The 18115-nt window shown below is 62.8% G+C and carries 17 protein-coding genes; 8 read left to right on the top strand and 9 right to left on the bottom strand.

The features are described 5' to 3' along the window. Positions 1–3: 3 nt before the first annotated feature. The 9 genes from JET14_RS20040 to JET14_RS20000 all read right to left on the bottom strand — a co-directional run bounded on the left by JET14_RS20040 (position 4) and on the right by JET14_RS20000 (position 9375). On the bottom strand, positions 4–831 hold the full coding sequence (locus tag JET14_RS20040; RefSeq protein WP_200335954.1) for a GntR family transcriptional regulator: 828 nt from the start codon (positions 829–831) through the stop codon (positions 4–6). 158 nt (positions 832–989) lie between these two features. Then, entirely contained in the window at positions 990–2147 is a 1158-nt protein-coding gene (locus JET14_RS20035; protein ID WP_200335952.1) for an alanine racemase, read from the bottom strand. Between the two features lie 4 nt (positions 2148–2151). Continuing rightward, a complete protein-coding gene (locus JET14_RS20030) occupies positions 2152–3993 on the bottom strand; it encodes an adenine deaminase (RefSeq protein ID WP_200335950.1) in 1842 nt (613 codons plus the stop codon). 2 nt (positions 3994–3995) lie between these two features. Beyond that, on the bottom strand, positions 3996–4628 hold the full coding sequence (locus JET14_RS20025) for a helix-turn-helix domain-containing protein (RefSeq protein WP_246750402.1): 633 nt from the start codon (positions 4626–4628) through the stop codon (positions 3996–3998). A gap of 35 nt (positions 4629–4663) precedes the next feature. Continuing rightward, on the bottom strand, positions 4664–5596 hold the full coding sequence (locus JET14_RS20020) for an N-carbamoyl-D-amino-acid hydrolase (RefSeq protein WP_200335947.1): 933 nt from the start codon (positions 5594–5596) through the stop codon (positions 4664–4666). Then, entirely contained in the window at positions 5593–6669 is a 1077-nt protein-coding gene (locus JET14_RS20015) for an ABC transporter ATP-binding protein (RefSeq protein WP_200335945.1), read from the bottom strand. The genes JET14_RS20020 and JET14_RS20015 overlap by 4 nt, the downstream gene beginning before the upstream one ends. Before the next feature lie 8 nt (positions 6670–6677). Continuing rightward, positions 6678–7469 carry an ABC transporter permease gene (locus JET14_RS20010; protein ID WP_200335939.1) on the bottom strand — a complete coding sequence of 264 codons (792 nt, stop codon included), beginning with the start codon at positions 7467–7469 and terminating at the stop codon, positions 6678–6680. Continuing rightward, complete coding sequence (locus JET14_RS20005) at positions 7466–8326, bottom strand: ABC transporter permease (RefSeq protein ID WP_200335938.1); 861 nt, start codon at positions 8324–8326, stop codon at positions 7466–7468. Before JET14_RS20005 ends, JET14_RS20010 begins: the two co-directional genes overlap by 4 nt. A gap of 11 nt (positions 8327–8337) precedes the next feature. Beyond that, the gene (locus JET14_RS20000) at positions 8338–9375 is read right to left on the bottom strand and encodes an ABC transporter substrate-binding protein (RefSeq protein ID WP_200335937.1); all 1038 of its coding nucleotides are present in this window, start codon (positions 9373–9375) and stop codon (positions 8338–8340) included. Positions 9376–9598: 223 nt separating this feature from the next. Here JET14_RS20000 and JET14_RS19995 point away from each other — a divergent pair, with 223 nt between their 5' ends. From JET14_RS19995 to JET14_RS19960, 8 genes are all read left to right on the top strand, one after another. Continuing rightward, the gene (locus JET14_RS19995; RefSeq protein WP_200335936.1) at positions 9599–10789 is read left to right on the top strand and encodes a hypothetical protein; all 1191 of its coding nucleotides are present in this window, start codon (positions 9599–9601) and stop codon (positions 10787–10789) included. 122 nt (positions 10790–10911) lie between these two features. Continuing rightward, a complete protein-coding gene (locus JET14_RS19990) occupies positions 10912–11907 on the top strand; it encodes an ABC transporter substrate-binding protein (protein ID WP_200335935.1) in 996 nt (331 codons plus the stop codon). A 130-nt stretch (positions 11908–12037) separates the two neighbouring features. Beyond that, on the top strand, positions 12038–13594 hold the full coding sequence (locus JET14_RS19985) for a sugar ABC transporter ATP-binding protein (RefSeq protein WP_200335934.1): 1557 nt from the start codon (positions 12038–12040) through the stop codon (positions 13592–13594). After that, entirely contained in the window at positions 13587–14519 is a 933-nt protein-coding gene (locus JET14_RS19980) for an ABC transporter permease (protein WP_200335933.1), read from the top strand. Before JET14_RS19985 ends, JET14_RS19980 begins: the two co-directional genes overlap by 8 nt. Position 14520: 1 nt before the next feature. Beyond that, positions 14521–15474, top strand: a complete 954-nt coding sequence (locus JET14_RS19975) for an ABC transporter permease (RefSeq protein WP_200335931.1) — start codon at positions 14521–14523, stop codon at positions 15472–15474. Positions 15475–15476: 2 nt separating this feature from the next. After that, positions 15477–16451: a phosphotriesterase family protein gene (locus JET14_RS19970; protein ID WP_200335929.1), complete on the top strand. Its 975-nt coding sequence runs from the start codon at positions 15477–15479 to the stop codon at positions 16449–16451. Positions 16452–16459: 8 nt separating this feature from the next. Beyond that, the gene (locus JET14_RS19965; RefSeq protein ID WP_200335927.1) at positions 16460–17224 is read left to right on the top strand and encodes a creatininase family protein; all 765 of its coding nucleotides are present in this window, start codon (positions 16460–16462) and stop codon (positions 17222–17224) included. Positions 17225–17287: 63 nt separating this feature from the next. Continuing rightward, positions 17288–18109: a GntR family transcriptional regulator gene (locus JET14_RS19960; RefSeq protein ID WP_200335925.1), complete on the top strand. Its 822-nt coding sequence runs from the start codon at positions 17288–17290 to the stop codon at positions 18107–18109. The last annotated feature ends 6 nt before the right edge of the window (positions 18110–18115 follow it).

Raw genomic sequence — 18115 nt, 5'->3', positions numbered from 1 at the left:
AGGTCATGAACTGTTCCCCTTGCTGACGGTCAAGCCGCGGGAGGCCGCGCGGTCTGTACCTTGTTTGAGAGAACCGTCATATTGTCTTTGTGTCGACGTTTTCTCCCGAGGTTTGGAGCCTCCGTCCAGTGCCAGTTCGCTCCGGTTGTTCAAGAGCGCGTTGCCGGCAAAGGTTCTGAACTGGTCGATCGCCTCATCGAGAAGCGTGCGGACCTCATCGGTGAGGCCGGCATCGAGGGCGCGGGCAATGGCCGCGGCTTTCAGCGGCGGCATCGGCGTTGCGCCCTCGCTCTCGAAGAAGCGGACGATCCGGTCCGAATGGTCCCAGAGCCGCTCCACGAAACCGGCGACGAAAGGATTGAGCCCGGAGGCGAGCTCGGTGCGGAAACGCCGTTCGTAGCCGCTGCACGTGCTGCGCGCCGCATCCTCCGCCGCAGCGCCCGCCGCCTCGATCATTCCGGCAAGCTCGAACAGGCGCGCATTTTTTCCGCGGTCGACCGCAAGCGTCGCCAGCGCCGGCTCGGCCATGCGACGGGCGTCGACAACCTGTCCCACAAGCGCGCCGCTCATCGGCAGCACCCGCCAGCCCTCGCGCGGGATCGGCAGCATGAAACCCAGTGTGGAAAGCTTCGCCAGGGCCACACGGGTTGCCGCCCGGCCAAGGCCGAAGCGTGTCGCAAGCGTTGCCTCGGCGATCATCAGCCCCGGCTCAAGCTCGCACCATAGAATGGCCTGCATCAGCCTTTCTTCGGCGAAGGCCGCTTTCTGCACGGGCTTCAGCGCTTCGGGCTTTCGGGTCCCGGGTGAAAACGGGGAATTATCGTCATACATCCGCGCGATCTCCTGCTGGAAACATGTTTGAATCCTGTTCAGGAAATGTCAAATGTTATGTACTGAAATCTTAACGCGCACAGGCCGGGGCGTTCGCGCCGGCATGATGACCGGCCCGCTGCACGATACGTCGTATCCGGCGCGTGACCTTCGTAATATCAGGAGGCGATCGCCGGCCCGCGTCTGGCATCGACAGCAAGCGGCGACGCCGCGCCGCCTTCGAGCAAGAGCATGCAGGGCGCGAGATTGATGACGACACAGGCGTGGTTGGGATAGATCAGCAGGCGCTGGCCGATTTCAAGGTCGCTGCTCTTGCGCGCGACCATGCCATGCTCCTCCGACAGCTTTTCGACGGAAAGCGGCCGATCAAGATCTGCGCTCCACGCCTCGCCGAAGCCTGTGCCAGAGCCCGTACTGTGCGCGCCGAGATCGGAGCTCAGCGTCTTCGAACCGGCGTCAATAATGTAATAATCGCGGTTTTTCGAGATAATCGTCGCCGAAACGGCGAGTGACAGGCTATCGCGTCCGACGATGCCGAGGCGGACGGCGGTCATGTCGTAGAAGACGTAATTGCCCGGCCGGACTTCATCGATGCCATCGAAACCGTCATTGGCGATGAGGGACGGCGTGCTGCCGACCGAAATCAGCGGCACTTCGATGCCGTGGCGCCGGAGCCTCTCCTTGAGGTCGAGAAGAATGCGCCGCTCCGTGGCGGCCACCGTGCGGATGCCATCCACATCGCCGGCGCCATAGGCCTGGCCGGCATGGGACAGGAGCCCGCAGAACGCCAACCGGGAAGCATCAAGCCGTTGCGCCAGCGCGATGCCGGTTTCGGCGAGAGGATCGACACCGCAGCGATGCAGGCCGACATCGACCTTGATGAAGACGTCGGCCGTCTGTCCGGCCTTTGCGGCGCCGGCCTCCAGTGCTTCCAGTCCCGTCATGCTGTCGGCGATGAAGCGGACCTGGACGCCGTGCGCGCCGGCAAGCGTGAGAAGGCGGGCCGCCGGTTCCGGGCGCACCAGCGGATAGGCGAGTGTGACCGGCGAGAAGCCGGCGCGGATGAAGACGGCCGCCTCGCCGGGATGCGAGGCCGTCACGCCGCTGGCGCCGGCATCGCGCTGCAGGCCGGCAATCGCCAGCGATTTATGCGTCTTGATATGCGGATGAAGCGCAACGCCGCCGTCTGCGGCAATCGCTTGCATGCGCGCGATATTGGCTTTCAGGCGCGTCGCGTCGACAACGACCGAGGGCGTTTCGAGCCGGTCGGCGCCAGAAAATGCCGGACGGCCGGCGGTTTCTGCAGTGATGCTCATGGCCTTACCAGACGATCCTGTGCGTTTCGCCCGTCGCCACATTGACGAGCCCCTCCGGCGCATAATCCGACGGCGCGACCAGAACCCAGCGCCAGGGCGCGCAGGTCAGCGTCGCGAAGGCGAGGCGTTCGGGGAAGCCGGCCCACCAGCGGGGCGAGGAGGACGGCTCGTACATCCATTCGATCTTTTCGCCTTCCGCATAGAGCTTCTGCATGTCGGCATCGAGGTCTTCGGCGGAGCGTTGCGACATCAGCCCGGCGATCTCGTAGCGCACGGTGGCGACCACACTGTTGTCGCGCACTAGCGCCCAGCCGCCGCCGGTTTCAATCAGCGCATTGACGGCCGTCGCCATTGCCTGATCGGAGGAGCCGACGCACCAGATGTTGTGCTTGTCATGGGCAAGTGTGCTCGCCAGCGCGCAGTCCGGCGTTTTCGGTCCCGTGCCGGCCCAGAACATTTTCGAGACGGATTTTTTCCCCGAAAACCGGTCCACGATCGCGAATTTGGTGATGTTGCGTGCCGTATCACGCTGTACCAGACCGCCCTCCACCGGCAGCTCATAGGTCAGGAAATCGTCTTCCCAGTGGAACGGGCGCAGCACCGCCGCCGTCATCATATGGCGACCGGCCTCGGCAGGAATTGCGAAGTCGGCGGCCTCGAAAGTTCCGCCGGTATTGACCGTGTCGCGGGCCCAGTCCGGCCAGTCGATTGCAGGGACGGGAAGAATGTAGTCCTTGCCGCGGGAGACCTGTTTTCCGTCGGCCCAGACTTCGGCAATCTCGAAGCTTTCAAGGTTCGACAGAAGCACGATATCGGCAAACCGGCCGGGCGCGATTGTGCCGACCCAGGGCGTGAGCCGCATGTGCCGTGCCGGGTTGATGGTGACGCACTGAATGGCGATTTCGGGCGCAAGGCCGGACTGGATCGCAAGGCGTACATTGTAATCGGTCGCGCCTTTCTGGAGCGTCTCGGACGCAGACCGGTCGTCGGTGGCGAAGGCGATCTGCGACCAGTCGGCAAGACCGCGTTCCAGGAGCCCCCTGATCACATCGGGCATGGAATGGGGCCGGAGCTCCGCAAACAGCCCGTGGGTGAGCTTGTCCCAGAATTCGTCCGCCGTCCACGCCTCATGGTCGGATGCCAGACCTGCGGCGGCAAAGGCATTGATCGTTGGCAGGTCCCGGATGCCCGCGGCATGGCCCTCGACGACGCCGCGGGCGGCGAAGGTGGCCTCGATCATGCCCCAGAGCCGTTCGTGGGACCCGTTTTCCGGGTTCCAGACCGCCGGCCAGTCCATCACCTCGTCGAGGCCCGCGACCATCAGGCTGCCGGCCATGAAGTCGCGCTGCTCGTCATGGCCGAGATAGCCGCCGCCATGTTCATAGGCCGTCGGCGGCACGGCGGAACCCGGAAGCGGAAAGATCTTCAGCGGCGATCCGTGCTGGCGCGCCGTCAACCAGAAATCGAGCGTCTTCGCGCCGCGCACATTGGAGAATTCGTGGCTCGCCTCGCAGGTCCAGGTATTGCCGCGCGGCATCACCAGCGCGGCCTCCCATTCCGGCGTCAGATGCGAGCTTTCGATATGCTTGTGCACTTCGCCGAGCCCGGGAACGGCCATCAGGTCGGGGCGCTCGTCAATGACATCGCAGGTTCCCGGCCACGACCCGGCGGGCCCGACATAGGCGATCCGGTCGCCGGCGATGACGATCTCCTGACGGTCGGCCCATGTGCGGGTTGCGGTGTCGAGCAGCCTGCCGACACGCAGGATACGGTCGGCCGGCGCCTTTCCAAGCGCGACAAGGGTCAGCCGCTGGCGCAGCCGGACTTCGGATTTTGCATCGATCATGATCACACCGTGAGGTGGTCCGGCGCCTCGCCGGAGCCGGAATAGCAGATGGACAGAATGCGGGCATTGCCGGGGCCGGCGGAATAGAAACCGTGCTCCGATGCCGCGTCGAAATAGACGGTGTCGCCCTCGGCGAGGATGACCGGCGCATAAGGGGCCATCTCGAAGATCACGTCGCCTGCGAGCACATAGACGAATTCCTCGCCGCTGTGGGCGCTGCGAGCAGGCTCGGAATTGTCTGCGCGCGGCGGGATGTCGATCACCATTGGCGTCAGGGCCTTGTCGGCAAGCTCGGTGGAAAGCAGGCGGTAGACGCCCATGTCGTTCTCAAGCCGCTTGCCCTCCCCCCGGCGATTGATGGTGCGGGCCGCGCGGGCGAAACGCGGGCGGGTTGACCGGCCCTCCAGAAGGTCGGCAAAGTCGAGGCCGAGCCCGCCCGCGAGTCGCGTCAGCACGGAATAGGCGGGTTGGCTCTGGCCGTTCTCGATCTTGGAAAGCGCCGAAATCGAAACGCCGGTGCGCCTTGAAAGCTCGGCAAGCGTCCAGCCGTTTTCGCGGCGCAGCTCCGACAGGAGGCGGGAAACAGAGCTTGTCTCGTTCTGCTCGCTCTTTTCCGCTGTGTCCGGCTCAATCAACTCTCTCTCCCCCACTCGATAAATCTGTCACGCGCTCAGCCTGTTACCGGTCCCCTGGTCTCGACGATCAGCCGGTAGGCTTCCGGTTCGCGGTGGCGGGCGAAGTCGAAAATCGTCTTGCGGTAAAGGGCCGCCATGTCGAGATCGCATTTCGCCACGATTACCTCGTCGGCGGTTGAGGTTGCCATGGCGACGATCTGGCCGGAAGGCGCCACGATCATCGACTGGCCGATCAGGTTGGAACCTTCCTCATGCCCCGCCTTTGCCGTGGCAACGACCCAGTTTGAATTCTGGTAGGCGCCGGCCTGGAGGGAAAGCTGGTTGTGGAACTGGGTCAGGCTGTCGAAATCGAAATCGCCGGTATGGTCGTCGGGCGTGTTGTAGCCGACGAGGATCATTTCCGAGCCCTTCAGCGCCATGACCCGATAGGTCTCCGGCCAGCGGCGGTCGTTGCAGATCGCCATGCCGATGCGCGTTCCCATGGTCTCGAAGACGTTGAAGCCGAGATTGCCGGGCTCGAAATAGTATTTTTCCAGATGCTGCGAGACCATGTCCGGCTGCGGCCTGTCCCAGCCCGGCAGGTGGATCTTGCGGTATTTGCCGACGATCTCGCCATTCCTGTCGATGAGGATGGCGGTGTTGTAGCGGTGCTTCACGCCGTTTTCGATGGCCAGTTCCGCATAACCGAGGTAAAAACCGATCTTCAGCCGTTTGGCAGCTTCAAACAGAGGCCGTGTGTCCGGCCCCGGCATCTCCGTCTCGTAAAAGGCGTCGATTTCATCCGGGTCGGTCATGTGCCAGCGCGGAAAGAAGGTCGTCAGCGTCAGTTCCGGAAAGATGACGAGCTCCGCGCCTCTGGCGGCAGCCTCGCCAAGAAGGGCGATCAGGCGTTCGACAACGGCCTTGCGGGTGTCTGAGCGGGCGATCGGGCCCATCTGGGCTGCGGCGGCGACAATCGACCGGCTCATGGCGTCTGCCCTTCGTCGTCCAGAATGCAGCAATGGGCGAAATCGAAGGCAAGGCCGACATTCCGCTCGGCTTCGATCGGGTTGGAGAGCGGGCCATTGGCGACCAGAATGCCCGTGGCGGTCTCGATCTTGTACTGGTAGGCGCGGCCGAGATAGGAGCGCATATGGGTCTTTCCGGCAATCGCATTGGCATTGCCCGCATCCGTCAGGGTCAGGCCTTCCGGGCGGGCGCCGATGACGAAGCGCTCCGGTAACGGACCGGTCTCGGTCTCATCAAGGTCGATCCGCTCGCCGCCTTCAAGCTCGGCCGTCGCCATCGCGCCATCGCGGGCGATGACGCGCATGGCGATCAGGTTGTCGAAGCCGACGAAGCGGGCGACGAAGGCGTTGACCGGGCGGGTGTAAAGCACTTCCGGCGTATCGAGCTGGACGATGTTGCCGGCGTTCATGATCGCCACGCGGTCGGAAATGGAAAAGGCCTCTTCCTGGTCGTGGGTCACATAGATGGCGGTGCGGCCGTTGGCCTTCTGCAATTCGCGGATTTCGACGCGCATGTCGACGCGCAGCTTGGCATCGAGGTTGGAAAGCGGCTCGTCGAACATCAGGAGCGGCGGGTCGATGGCGAGTGCGCGGGCGACGGCGACACGCTGGCGCTGGCCGCCGGAAAGGGCAGCCGGAAGGCGGTCGGCAAAGCTCGAAAGCCCGACGCGTTCCAGCATGCCGGCCACGCGTTTCTGCTGCTCGGCGGGCGCCACCTTGCGCTGCTTCAGCCCGAAGCCGACATTCTCGGCGACGGTCAGATGCGGGAACAGCGCATAGTTCTGGAACACGATTCCGGCATCGCGCTTGTGCGGCGGCAGGCCGGTGACATCGCGCCCGGCAACCGAAATCTGCCCGTCCGTCGGTTGCAGGAAGCCGGCGAGCAGCCGCAGCGTGGTGGTCTTGCCGCAGCCGCTCGAGCCCAGAAGCGACACGAGTTCGCCCTCGCCGACGGAAAGGTCCAGCCCGTGCAGGACCTGCGTCGCGCCGTAATGGGCGGTGACATTGTTCAGGATGACGGCGTTCTCAGCCATGGAAACTCCTATTGAACGGTCTTCGACAGACCGAGGCTGCGCTCGATCAGCATCATGACGAGAATGGTGACGCCCATCAGCAGCACGGATACGGCGCTGACGGTCGGATCGAAAAACTGCTGCACGTAAGTGAAGACCTCGATCGGCAGCGTCGAGATGCCGGGCCCTGTCAGGAACAGCGCCACGGCCATATCATTCAGCGAGGTGATGAAGGCGAGCACCATGCCGGCAATCACGCCCGAGCGGATATTGGGCAGGACGATGGTCCAGAAGGCCTTGACCGGATGCATGCCGAGGCTGATGGCGGCCTCCTGGATGGAGAAGTCGAAGCCTGCAAGGCTCGCCCCGATCACCCGCACCATATAGGGCAGGCACAGGATCGCGTGGCCGAGGATGAGCGACGGCAGGATCGGCAGTTGAAACTGGACGATCAGCGTCTTCAGGAGCGAAAAGCCGAAGACGATTTCCGGGATGAAGAACGGCAGGAAGAACACCGAGCCGTACCAGCCGGGGATCTTCATCCTGTACCGCGTCAACGCGTAGGCCGCCGCCAGACCGGTGACGAGAGCGATCAGCGTGCCGCCAATGGCCACCTGCATCGATATGATGAATGTATCGAGAAAGCCGCTGTGGTTGAACACATTGGCATACCATTTGAGCGTGAAGCCCTGCGGCGGGAAGGCAAGAAAGGGCGTATCGGACACGGACGTGCCGATGACGATCACGATCGGCCCCGCCAGGAACAGAATGACCAGCCAGCCGAACAGTTTTGACAGTGGATGAATGCGGCGTCCGGTCAATGCACTGCCCTCCGTGCAGAAATCCTGCCGGCAATGGTGCCGAGCACGACGACGCAGAAGATCGCGGTTCCCATCATGATCGCGGCGATGGTGTTGGCCACCCCCCAGTCGATCGAGATCATCGCCTTCTGGTACAGCAGCGTTGCCAGCGTCATCTGCGGCTCGCCGCCGAGAAGCGTCGGCGTCACGAAGGTGGCGAGCGACCCGGTGAACACCAGAACAGAGCCGACGATCATGCCGGGCACGGCCAGCGGCAGCGTCACCTGGAAGAAGACGGCGACCGGCGCGGCGCCGAGCGAGCCGGCCGCGAGATAAAGGTCATCCTCAATGTTCTCGAGTACGCCGACGAGCGACAGGATCATCAGCGGCGTGAACAGATAGGCGAGACCGGCAATCACGGCGCCCTGCGTGAACAGCATTTCGAGGGGTTCGCTGATAATGCCGAGCTTCATCAGCGCGGTATTGACCACACCGTTGCGCCCGAGGATCGCCATGAACGAAAAGGAACGGACGACCACGCTCGTCAGCAGCGGGAACACCGAAAGGATCAGCAGGACGCGCTTCAGACCTTGTGAAGAATTGGCGATCATGTAGGCGCCGCCGAAGCCGAGGATGAGCGCGGTCAGCGTCGACAGGAAGGCGATGCGGAAGGAGCGGACCATTACGGTGCGGTTATAGCTGTCGGCGAAGAAATCCCGGTAGTTGGCGAACAATCCGGCCGGATTGGAGAAGCTTTCGGCAAGGGTGCCCGCGACCGGAATGATCAGGATGAAAAGCAGAACCGCGGTTGCCGGCAGAACCAGCAACCACGGGCCAAGCGCGCTGAGGCGCTGCACGATGGAGACGCGGGACGACAATTTGGATTCCGTCAGCGCCCGAAGACTTCGTTCCAGCGGCGCTCCCAGTCGTCATTGACGTCGAGAAGTTTGTCGTAGGGCGTCGGCTGCATGCTGAGTACGGCCTTTTCGCCATAGACGAGCTGGGATGCCTGTTCAGGCGTCAGCTCCACGGTCTTGTTGACCGGGCCGGAACCGCTGACCAGTTCGATCGCCGCATCCTTCTGTGCCTGCATCGAAATCGAGCAATCGATGAAGGCGAGCGCCAGTTCCTTGTGCTTCGCGTTCTTCGGGATGTTGTAGGTGTTCATCATCCGGAAATCGCCTTCCGAAAGCTCGGCCCAGCCGATATTCGGGTTGGCGGCCTGGATCGCCGGAAATGCATAGTCCTGCGCAAGGCCGATAAAGGCCTCGCCGGTCGAAAGCAGATTGGTGAGCTCCGAGCCCGAGGAGAAGGTCTTGACGATGTTCGGCTTCAGCTCGGCCATCTTGGCGAAGGCGGTATCCGGATCCTCGAAGGCGTCGGAACCGGCGCATTTTCCGGCCATCATCACCGTCAGCGGGCCGCCGGTCGTGTTGAAGGCCGGCATGGCGATGGCGCCGGCGAAGTCGTCGCGCCACAGATCGCACCAGGATGTGATCGGCGTGTCGGTGCGGGTCTTGTCATAAACGATGCCATAGCGGCCGAAGGTATAGGCCGGGCCGTACTCGCCCTGCGGGTTCTTCGCGGCATCGTAGAGTTCATCGAAGTTGGAGAGCTTGGAGGAGTCGATCGTCTCGAAAGCGCCCTGATTGATGCCGATCTGGGAGAACTTGTCGGTCAGCAGGATGACGTCGACGCCGCCGCGAATGCGCGCCTTGTTGAGCCGCTCGGGAGCGCCGCCGGTCTCCGTGACGATCCTGACATTGTGTTCCTTTTCGAAAGGCTCGAAAATGAAGGGCTCATAGAAATCGTTGGAATAACCCCAGTTGGAAACGACGAAGGTTTCCTGAGCCTGGGCCGAAAAGACAGGCAGGCAGAACAGCGCGGCAAGCGCGCCGGCCTGGAGAAGAGACTTGGAGTGCGGCATTCGGGAGGTCCTTCATATCTCGAAAAGGAAATCTTTTTTCCAGTTAGAGAAATCCGGCTGGCCTGTCAATTTTTATGCATTGGAAAAATTGCCTAAAATGTAGGCTGCTCCCTTGCCCTGACCCGCCGCTGTCGAGAATCCGGCAAAGGAATGGCGTCGACGTTGACTTGTCCGCAGGCGATATGACTACATGTCCGGTCAAGTAATCATTGAGGAGCGCGAAATGCAACTTTCCATGTGGACCTATCCCTGGGACATTCAGGACCAGGGGCTTGAGCGGGCGTTTTCCGATCTGGCGGGTCGGGCGAGCCTGAATACGATCTCTCTGGCGTCGTCCTATCACGCCGGCCGTTTCCTGCAGCCGCGCAGCCCTGCACGGAAGGCCTATTTCCCGCAGGACGGCACGATCTATTTTCGCCCCGACGCGGCGCTTTGGGCGAGCAAGACGATCCGTCCCCTGATGGCCGACAATGTCGCGGAGCGCGGCGATATGCTGGAGGCGCTGACGACGGCGCGTGATGCCGGCGACGGCATGAAGGTCAATTGCTGGACGGTGTGCCTGCACAACACGCGGCTCGGCGCGCTTCATCCCGAGCATGTGACGCGCAATGCTTTCGGCAATCCCAACTATTACAACCTCTGCCCGTCGAGCCCGGCGGCGCGCGATTACGTCGTCACCCTGGTTCGGGATATGACGACGCGTTACAAGCCCGACATGGTCGAGCTCGAAAGCCCGAATTTCATGGGTTTTGCCCATGAGTTCCACCACGAAAAGGATGGCGTCGGGCTCAATGCCGAGGATGATTTCCTGCTGTCGCTCTGCTTCTGCGACCATTGCATGGCGCGCGGAAAGCTGGCCGGCGTGCCGATGGAGGAAGCCCGCGAGACGGTGCGCGGCTTCATCGCGGACATGTGCGAGCGCGAAGTGCCGGCGAAACAGTTTCCCGATTTCCCCGAGGCGGGCACTGATGCCTTCAGTGCCTATCCCGCTCTCAGGGCCTTTCTGGAATGGCGCTCCGAGCCCGTCACCAGCCTGATCGCCGAGATCCGCGCCGCGGCCGACCCGGCAAGCAGGGTCGTGCTCATCGATCTTGCCGATGGCTGGATGGGCGGCGTCGATCTGCAGGCGGTCGGCGAGGTCTGCGACGGCGCGATCCTGTGCTGCTATTTCATGGAGCCGGAGGCCGTAACCGCGCTGATGAAGGCCGGCCGCGCGGCGCTGGGGCCGAACAAGTATCTCGGCGCGGGCTACCGGGTCTTCTATCCGGAAGTGACCTCGGCCGACGCCCTTGCCGCGCGCGCCAAGGCCGCGATCGAAGCCGGCGCCGACGGCATCAACTTCTACAATTACGGCCTCATCCCGGAAAAGAGACTGGACTGGGTGCGCCGGGCCGTGGACGTCCTGCCGAAGTGACGGGCTGGTCGGCGAGCCGGGAGGGATTGGTCGGGCGTTAGGGATTCCAGCTTGACTACATGAGTATACAAGATAACAATAGGGCATAAGCAAAACAGGTTCTCTCGAAAAAGGGGAAAAGCATGAAACTGAAGAAACTGCTGCTCGTCGCCTCCGTCCTTGCGGGCATGGCGGCTCCCGCGATGGCCGAGGACAAGTTCACCATCGGCTATGACAATTATTTCAACGGCAATTCCTGGTCGGTTCAGCTCTCGAAGGAATTCGAGGCCGAAGCCGAACGGCATCAGGATACGGTCGATGTCGTCTACACGGAATCGGAGCTGAAGGCCGACAAGCAGGTCTCCAACATCGAGGACATGATCACGCGCGGCGTCGACGCCATCATCCTCACGCCGATCTCGCCGACCGCCGTCATTCCGGTTCTGAAGAAGGCGGAAGCCCAGGACATCAAGATCGTTCTGCTCGCCTCGACCATCCGCAGCGATGACTATGACGCTCTGGTCACCGTCGATGATGTCGATTTCGGCAAGGCCGGCGCCGAATGGCTGGCCGACAAGCTCGACGGCAAGGGCAGGATCATCGCGCTCAACGGCATTTCCGGCATTTCCGCCAGCGATGACCGCTGGAAGGGCGCCAAGGCGGTGTTCGACGAATATCCCGATATCGAGGTCATCAGCGTCGTCGACGCCGGCTGGGATTATGCCAAGGCCAAGGTCGCGGTTTCCAACCTTCTCGCCGCCAATCCGGAGATCGACGGCGTCTGGTCGCAGGGCGGCAGCATGACGCTCGGCGCGATCGATGCCTTTGAGGCGGCGCAGCGCCCGCTGGTGCCGATGACCGGCGAGGACAATAACGGCTATCTGAAGCGCTGGACCGCGCTTGAGGCCGACGGCTTTGAATCCGTTGCGCCGTCGAAGCCGACCTGGCTTGGCTCGGAGGCCCTCCTGGTCGCGCTTGATATGCTTCAGGGTGAAGAGGTGGAAAAGAACAAGTTCTACGAAGTGCCGATGATCACGTCGGAGAACCTGTCCGAGTTCACGCGCGACGACCTCTCCGACTCCTTCTGGGCCAACACCCGGCTCAGCGACGAACAGGTCCGGGCAACCTTCCAGGATTGAGCGGGCTTGGCGCATCGGCCCGAAAACCGGAAACGGTTTTCGGAAGGCACGATGCATGGATTCAATGAGTTGGAGCGTTCTTTGTGCGTTCGAATGGACGCTCGGCGCTCCAGCAAGCGAGAGAGAAACAGTGACGAGCCATACCTCCGCACAACGCCCCCCTCTGCTGGCGGTCACGGGTCTGTCGAAATCCTTTGGGCGCAACGCCGTCCTGCAGGACGTTTCTTTCTCGCTTGGTCGGGGGGAAGTTCTGGCGCTTGTCGGCGAAAACGGCGCCGGCAAGTCCACCCTCATGAACATCCTATCCGGCAATCTTCCTTATGACAGCGGCGAGATCCGCCTCGCCGGCGAGGGCTATCATCCGGCAAGCCCGGCTGAGGCAGCCGCGAAGGGCGTTGCCATCGCGCACCAGGAAACGGCGATCATGCCGGACCTGACGGTGGCCGAAAACACCTTCTTCCGCCGCGAGCCGCGCAATGCGCTCGGCCTGATCCGGCAGAAGCGGCTTCATGCCGATTTCGCCGACCTTTCCGCGTCTCTCGGCTTCACCCTGGACGGAAAGCGTCTCGGTCGCCGCCTGAGCGCGGCCGAACGGCAACTGGTCGAGATAGCGCGCGCGATCGCGGCCAAGCCCGATCTGCTGATCCTTGACGAGCCGACGGCATCGCTCTCCGCCGAAGCGGCGCAGTCCGTCTTGAGGCTGATGAACGAGCTGAAGCGGGACGGCACATCGATCATTTTCATCTCCCACCGCATGGGAGAGATCATGACGGCTGCCGACCGCGTCGTGGTGCTGAAGGATGGCGCGCTCACGCTGGAAGCGGAGCGCGGCGCCTTTGCCGAGGACGATCTGATCCAGGCCATGGTCGGCCGCAAGCTGGAAAACATCTTTCCGGAGCGCCCGGCGCTCGCCGATCTGCCGGTCCGCTTTTCCGTGACTGGCGGGACGAATGCGGATCTGCCGGAGATCGATTTTTCGGTGCGGCGCGGCGAGGTGCTCGGCATTGCCGGCCTCGAAGGGCAGGGGCAGAAACCGCTGGCGGATGCGCTGTGCGGCATCGCGCCGTTCCGTTCCGGCGCGGTGGAGCTCGACGGCAAGGCGGCGACGCTCAAATCGCCGGCGGCCGCCATCGGCGCCGGCATTGCCAGCATTCCCGATGACCGCAAGCATGAGGGCCTGGCGCTGTCATTGCCGATCCGCCTCAATATGAGCCTGTTTGCGATCTCGGAACGCGCGCGCGCCGGCCTCCTGCCGCTCGGTTACGAGCGGCAGTTCGTCGAGGGCGCGCGCGAGCGCTTCTCGATCCGCTCCACCGATATGGAACAGCCGGCCGGTGAACTCTCCGGCGGCAACCAGCAGAAGGTCGTCTTCGCCCGCTGGCTGGCGCATACGCCCAAGCTGCTGGTGCTCTACGAGCCGACCAAGGGCGTCGACGTCCAGTCGAAGAGCGAAATCTACCATCTGGTCGACGCGCTTTCGAAAAAAGGCGTCTCCGTCATTCTCATCTCCTCCGATCTGATGGAACTGATCGGCCTCTCCGATCGCATTCTGGCGCTCTATGAAGGTCGCATCACCGGCGAGATCGCCCGTCCAGACTTCTCCGAGGAAAAGATCATGCGCTATGCCGCAGGCCTGCCGTCTCACGGACTGGGCAGTGCTGAAAACGGGGAGGCAGCCCTTGTTTGAAGGTTCTCTTCGCTCCAACCTGCTCCTCAGCCTGCCGGCGCTTGCGCTCGCGGCTCTGCTGATCGCGGTGACGGGCTTTCTCTCGCCGAATTTCTTCAGCGATTCGAATCTGACCAACCTTTCCACCCGGCTTCTGCCGCTCGGGCTTGTTGCGCTGGGCGAGGCGCTGGTCCTGTTTGCCGGCCGCATCGATCTTTCCGTAGGCTCGATCATGAGCCTTGCGACGGCGATCATGGCGCTGACTTCGGCAAGCCTTGGCTGGCTCTCGGTTCCGCTGGCGCTTGCGGCAGGCCTTGCCTGTGGAATCTTCACGGCTTGCGGCGTCAACTTTCTCAAGATCAATCCGCTGGTGATGACGCTGGCGACGGCGGCCATCGTCAAGGGCATCACCATGCTCCTGCTGCCCTCGCCGGGCGGCGAGGTGGATTATGCCTTCTACGAGGCGCTTTTCGGCGCCGAGCGTCTGTTTTCCGCACCGCTTGTGATCTCGCTTGCCGTCTTCGTCGCAATCGCGATCGCCATGAACTGGACGCGGTTCGGCCGGTCGATCTACGCTTTCGGCTCCGATCCGCGCGCGGCCTTTGCCAACGGCATTTCGGCGTTGCGCGTCGATCTCGTTGTCTTCGGCCTGTCGGGCGTGCTGGCGTCGGCCGCCGGTATCGTGCTGTCCATTCGCATCCTCTCCGGGGATCCGCTGATCGGCGAATCCTATACGCTCGATGCCGTCTCGGCGGCGATCCTTGGCGGCGTGGCGCTGCAGGGCGGCCGCGGCAATGCCGTCGGCGTGTTCTGCGCAGCCCTCTCGCTCGTACTCATCAACAATATGTTCAACCTGCTCGATCTCGATACCAGCCTGCAAAACATCGCCAAGGGGCTGATCTTCATCGTCGCGCTGGTGTTCTTCATGCGCGGCAAGGAGAACTGAAATGGCGGTTTCGGCTTTCTTCTCCAACGCGAGGCCCGCAGGCGCAACCTGGCGCGCGCTGGCGCTTCTCGCAATCCTGCTTGTCGTGCTCTTCGTGTTTTCCGGGCGCGTCTCGGTGGTGCAGATCATGGACAATGCCCGCCAGGCCGCGCCCCTCGGGCTGATCGCGCTCGGTCAGGCGCTGATCCTGATGATGGGCCGGCTCGACCTTTCCGTCGGCGCGACGGCAGGGCTCGCCAATATCGTGCTTGCCGCAAGCTTTGCCGGCAACATGGACAATATGGCTGCAGCGCTTGCGATCACCGTGTTCTTCGGTCTTCTCGTCGGCCTTGCTAATGGCGTTCTGGTCGTGGTGCTGCGCATCCCGGCGTTTCTCGCCACGCTCGCCACCTCGCTGGTGCTCTCCGGCGCGATCCTCGTCTATACCGGCGGCAGCCCGCGCGGATCGATCCCGGCCGGTTTCCGGGTCATCTCCGAGGGCTGGCTGTTCGGCATCCTGCCGTGGTCGGTGGTGCTGTGGCTCATCTGCAGCCTGATCTTGCTTGCCTATGTGCATTACTCGCTCTCCGGCCGCAAAATGCTGCTTGCCGGCGCCAATGCCGCCGCCGCGCGCCGCAACGGCATCGCCGCCGACCGCATGGTAATTTTCTCCTTTGTGCTGGCGAGCTTCATGGCGACGCTCGGCGGCATCATGCTGTCGTCGATCACCGGCATGGCCTCGATCGGCATAGCCGACACCTATACGGTGGATTCGATCGCCGCGGCCGTCATCGGCGGGGCGCTGTTCACCGGCGGCGTATTCCTGCCGCTGGGGGCTGCTGCCGGCAGCCTCATCCTGTTCTTCCTTCAGAGCCTGCTCTACGTGCTGTCGCTGCCGCCGGCGGCGCGCTTCGTTCTCCAGGGCTCGATCATCATTCTCGCGCTTGCGCTCTCAAACTTCAAAAAGGATCGCTGAAGATGGAATTCATTCGCACACTCAATGGCGATATCGCGCCGGAGGACCTCGGCGTCACCTATTCGCATGATCACCTCTACTGCATTCCCCCGCTCTGGCAGGAAAAGAAAATCGACGATTTCATGATCGATGACATCGAAGCCTCGATCAAGGACGTCGAACTGTTCGTCGCGGAAGGCGGCCAGGCCGTCTATGACGCGACCGCGATCGACTACGGTCGCAAACCCGCGGAGCTGAAGGAAATCTCCGACCGTACCGGCGTCAAGATCATCGCCACCGCCGGCTTCAACAAGGCGATCATGTGGCCGGGCCAGATGGCGGGCACCGGCGGCACGTTCCAGGCCTGGATCGATGGGCACTCGCGCGCCGAAATCCGCGACCATGTGGTCGCGGAACTGACCGTCGGCATGGATGGCACGGACCTCAAGGGCGGCGTCGCCAAGTTCGGAACCGGCTACAACACGATCTCGGAGGCCGAGGACAAGGTCACCCGCGCCGTTCTGGACGCCCACAAGGAAACCGGCTGCCCGCTGCATTCCCATACCGAACTCGGCACGCTGATCCTCGAACAGCTTGCCATCCTGAAGCAGGAAGGCGTCGATCCGACCCGGCTCACCATGGCCCATGTCGACCGCAATCCGGACCACTGGCTGCATCTGAAGGCGGCCGAAACAGGCCTTTTCATGTGCTTCGACGGCATCAGCCGGATCAAGTACCACCCCGAAAGCGTGCTGATCGACTGCATCCTCAATCTCGTCCGTCATGGTCACGAAGACCAGATCGTCGTCGGCGGCGATATCGCCCGGCGCACCATGTACCGCAATTACGGCGAGGGCGGCCTCGGACTCGGTTATATCCTCGGCAGCTGGGCTCCGCGTTTCATGGAGCAGGCCGGCGACGCCGGGTTCGACGGCAAGGCGCTGTTTGAAAAATTCTTCGTCAAGAACCCGCAGCGCGCCTTTGTTTTCAAGCAGTGAGCATCCCCTTGGCATATGATAAGACCGATATCTCGCGACTGAACGACAGCGACATGGAAGCGGCGCTGGCCGAAAGTCCGGTGCTTCTTCTGCCCATCGGCGCGGTGGAAAGCCATGGCGACCACCTGCCGGCCGGCACCGATAATATTCTGGCGGCAAGGCTGGTCGAGGAACTGGTCAAGACGATTGACGGCGAAACGCCGGTGCTCAGGCTGCCGGTGCTGCCTTTCGGTCAGGTCTGGTCGCTTGCGGAGGCCGCCGGGTCTTTCGGCGTCAGCAACGAAACCGTCAGCAATACCATCGTCGAGATTGCTGAAAGCGCCGCGGGCAAGGGCATCCGCACCGTGGTCGTCGTCAACGCGCATCTCGGCAACGCCGTTGCCATTCGCGATGCGCAGCGGCGGCTGAGGGAGAAGGGCATCATGCTGGCGAATTTCTTCTATCCCGGCGCCGGTCCGGTGATCGAGGGGGTGCGCGAGAAACGCGAAGCCCACGCCTCCTACATGCATGCCTGCGAGATCGAGACGTCCTACGTGCTGCATCTGGCACCCGATTCCGTCGATATGGATAAGGCCATTGAAAACTATCCGGAATTTCCGGAGGATTTCGCGACGGTTGCCTATCGCTGGACCGATTTTTCCAAAAGCCCGGTTCTCGGCGATGCCCGTGCCGCGACCGCGGAAAAGGGCGAAAAAATCCTGAAGGCTGTCCTCGCCAATATGGCAAAGCAGATAGCCGTCCTTTATGCTAGGCAGTTCGACGGCAGTTCCTGAGAGCGCCGGATTTCTCCGGAACTGCGCCAAAGCATGAAATAGACGCTTTTTCAGGAGCCGCTCTTGCGCGCAGATGCCCCCGTGGCGAAGGACCATCGCCCGGTCTATATCCAGATTGCCGAAACGCTGAGAGCCCGGATCGTTTCAGGCTATTACGATGACAAGATCGACGGCGAACTGAAGCTTGCCGCGCAGTGGCAGGTCAGCCGCCGGACGATCCAGCAGGCGCTGGAAATCCTGGTGCGCGAGGGCCTGCTCGTGCGCCAGCACGGCATGGGCACCTTCATCAACCGCAAGGGCGTCGAAAAGCGCTATCACGCCATTGCCTCGATCACCGAAAGCCTTGTCGGCCAGGGGCTGAAGCCGGATTATTCGGTGCTGGAAAGCGGGCCGGTCGCGGCGGGCGAGCAGGAAAGGCGCTTCTTCGGGCTCGCCGGCGATGCCATGGTCTATCGCCACAAGCGGCTGGCGGTTACCGGCGGCAAGCCGCTTGCCGTGGTTTCCACCAGCCTCAATCTCGGCCTTCTGGAAGGCGTCGAACTCTCCGCGCTGTCCGGTTCGCTCTACAGGGTGTTGCGTGAGAAATTCGGCCGCACGGTCGTCGTGGCCGACGACAAGTACATGCCCGTCGCGGCCGATGCCGACATTGCTTCGCTTCTGAAGCTGGAAGAAGGCGCGCCTGTGTTTCTTGCCGTCAGGGAAGGACGCGACCAGACGGGTGCGCCGCTCGAAGTGTCACGCATCGTCATGCTGCCCGTGCCGCTCGACATTTCCATCCGCAATGTCGGTTTTCCCGCCGCCGAGCCGGACAACCGCAGTCCTGCCGCCAAGGAATGGACCTATACGGTCGGCTTCGGCGATTTTCGGCGAGACGGCGAAGAATAGGTTTTC

Origin of the sequence: Martelella lutilitoris (assembly GCF_016598595.1) — a bacterium.
GTDB lineage: Bacteria > Pseudomonadota > Alphaproteobacteria > Rhizobiales > Rhizobiaceae > Martelella > Martelella lutilitoris_A.
Note: the sequence above shows the minus strand (reverse complement) of the source record. Positions and strands in the feature narration are given on the sequence as shown.

What these genes read in the sequence shown, in the direction of transcription:
- JET14_RS20040 (WP_200335954.1), bottom strand. Translation starts at nt 831, where the DNA reads ATGTATGACGATAATTCCCCGTTTTCACCCGGGACCCGAAAGCCCGAA.
- JET14_RS20035 (WP_200335952.1), bottom strand. Translation starts at nt 2,147, where the DNA reads ATGAGCATCACTGCAGAAACCGCCGGCCGTCCGGCATTTTCTGGCGCC.
- JET14_RS20030 (WP_200335950.1), bottom strand. Translation starts at nt 3,993, where the DNA reads ATGATCGATGCAAAATCCGAAGTCCGGCTGCGCCAGCGGCTGACCCTT.
- JET14_RS20020 (WP_200335947.1), bottom strand. Translation starts at nt 5,596, where the DNA reads ATGAGCCGGTCGATTGTCGCCGCCGCAGCCCAGATGGGCCCGATCGCC.
- JET14_RS20015 (WP_200335945.1), bottom strand. Translation starts at nt 6,669, where the DNA reads ATGGCTGAGAACGCCGTCATCCTGAACAATGTCACCGCCCATTACGGC.
- JET14_RS20000 (WP_200335937.1), bottom strand. Translation starts at nt 9,375, where the DNA reads ATGCCGCACTCCAAGTCTCTTCTCCAGGCCGGCGCGCTTGCCGCGCTG.
- JET14_RS19995 (WP_200335936.1), top strand. Translation starts at nt 9,599, where the DNA reads ATGCAACTTTCCATGTGGACCTATCCCTGGGACATTCAGGACCAGGGG.
- JET14_RS19990 (WP_200335935.1), top strand. Translation starts at nt 10,912, where the DNA reads ATGAAACTGAAGAAACTGCTGCTCGTCGCCTCCGTCCTTGCGGGCATG.
- JET14_RS19975 (WP_200335931.1), top strand. Translation starts at nt 14,521, where the DNA reads ATGGCGGTTTCGGCTTTCTTCTCCAACGCGAGGCCCGCAGGCGCAACC.
- JET14_RS19970 (WP_200335929.1), top strand. Translation starts at nt 15,477, where the DNA reads ATGGAATTCATTCGCACACTCAATGGCGATATCGCGCCGGAGGACCTC.